The organism is Streptomyces sp. S6 (genome assembly GCF_054880855.1).
The window spans coordinates 1-1554 of record NZ_JBTYMC010000618.1 but is presented as its reverse complement, the minus strand read 5'-3'; the positions used below and the strand labels follow the sequence as shown (position 1 = coordinate 1554).

Genomic DNA, 1554 nt, shown 5'->3' with positions numbered 1-1554 from the left:
CGAGGGCCCGATGACGACGGGTCACGCGACGGTCTTCCCGAACTTCTCCTACCTCCCCGTCAACGGCTCGATCCGCGTCTGGCACCCCAAGGGGCCCGACCGCATGGAGGTACCGGCCGGTCAGCTGGGAGATCATCGTGACGACGCCGATGCCCATCATCGACAGCGGCATCCGCCCGACGAACCCCGCGGCCGCGAAGCCCTTCGTGCCGGGTGCGGCGAACAGTGCGCGGTAGGGGCTGCCCAAGGCGATCTCCGGTCGTACGAAGGCCGCCCCCGGCCGGCGGCTCGGCGGGGTGCGGATGGTGGCGGCGCTGCGGCACGGACCTCGTTCCCGGGGATCCGTAAGGTGCCAACGCGGCCGATACAGCTTACGGCCCGAGTCACCCGGACGCACCACGTTTCGCGGCCCCGCACACCCCGGCAGGACACCCCGCCGTTTCCCGGTTGTCAGTGCCGGGTGGCAGGATCGACCCATGTCAGACGCGCTCGATGCCACCCCCTACGACGCCCTGCTCCTGCTGTCCTTCGGCGGCCCCGAAGGCCCGGACGACGTGGTCCCGTTCCTGGAGAACGTGACGCGCGGGCGAGGCATCCCCACCGAACGCCTGAAGGAAGTCGGGCAGCACTACTTCCTCTTCGGCGGGGTCAGCCCGATCAACGACCAGAACCGCGCCCTGCTGGACGCCCTGCGCAAGGACTTCGCCGAGCACGGCCTGGACCTGCCGGTCTACTGGGGCAACCGCAACTGGGCCCCGTACCTGACGGACACCCTGCGCGAGATCGTCGCCGACGGCCGCCGCCGCGTCCTCGTGCTGGCCACCAGCGCCTACGCCTCCTACTCGGGCTGCCGCCAGTACCGCGAGAACCTCGCCGACTCCCTGGCCGCCCTGGAAGCGGAGGGCCTCGACCTCCCGAAGGTCGACAAACTGCGCCACTACTTCAACCACCCCGGCTTCGTGGACCCCATGGTCGACGGCATCGTGGAATCCCTCGCCGACCTCCCGGCGGACGTCCGCGACGGCGCCCGCATCGCCTTCTCGACGCACTCCATCCCCACCGCCTCCGCCGACACCTCCGGCCCCGTCGAGGCGCACGGCGACGGCGGCGCGTACGTCGAGCAGCACCTGGAGACGGCCCAGCTCATCGCCGACGCCGTCCGCGAGCGCACCGGGATCGACCACCCCTGGCAGCTCGTCTACCAGTCCCGCTCCGGCGCCCCGCACATCCCGTGGCTCGAACCCGACATCTGCGACCACCTGGAGACCCTGCACGCCGCGGGTGCCCCCGCGGTGGTCATCGCCCCCATCGGCTTCGTCTCCGACCACATGGAGGTCCTCTACGACCTCGACACCGAGGCCAAGGCCAAGGCGGAGGAGCTGGGCCTGCCCATGCGCCGCTCGGCCACCGTCGGCGCCGACCCGCGCTTCGCCGCTGCCGTCCGCGACCTGATCCTGGAGCGCGCGGCCACCGAGTCGGGCCGCGAGGTCACCCCCTGCGCCCTCGGCACCCTCGGCGCGACCGCGAACCTCTGCCCCGTCGGCTGCTGCCCCG

General features: G+C 72.0%; 1 protein-coding gene and 1 pseudogene. One reads left to right on the top strand and one right to left on the bottom strand.

Annotated elements, in window-relative coordinates; genetic code table 11:
* A pseudogene (locus tag ACVNF4_RS35835) lies at positions 1-247 on the bottom strand (hypothetical protein); the annotation flags it as partial.
* A 229-nt stretch (positions 248-476) separates the two neighbouring features.
* On the opposite strand from ACVNF4_RS35835, the gene ACVNF4_RS35830 reads away from it, so the two are divergent.
* Positions 477-1554 (top strand): ferrochelatase (locus ACVNF4_RS35830; protein WP_461807008.1); only part of this gene is annotated, 1078 nt, incomplete at its 3' end.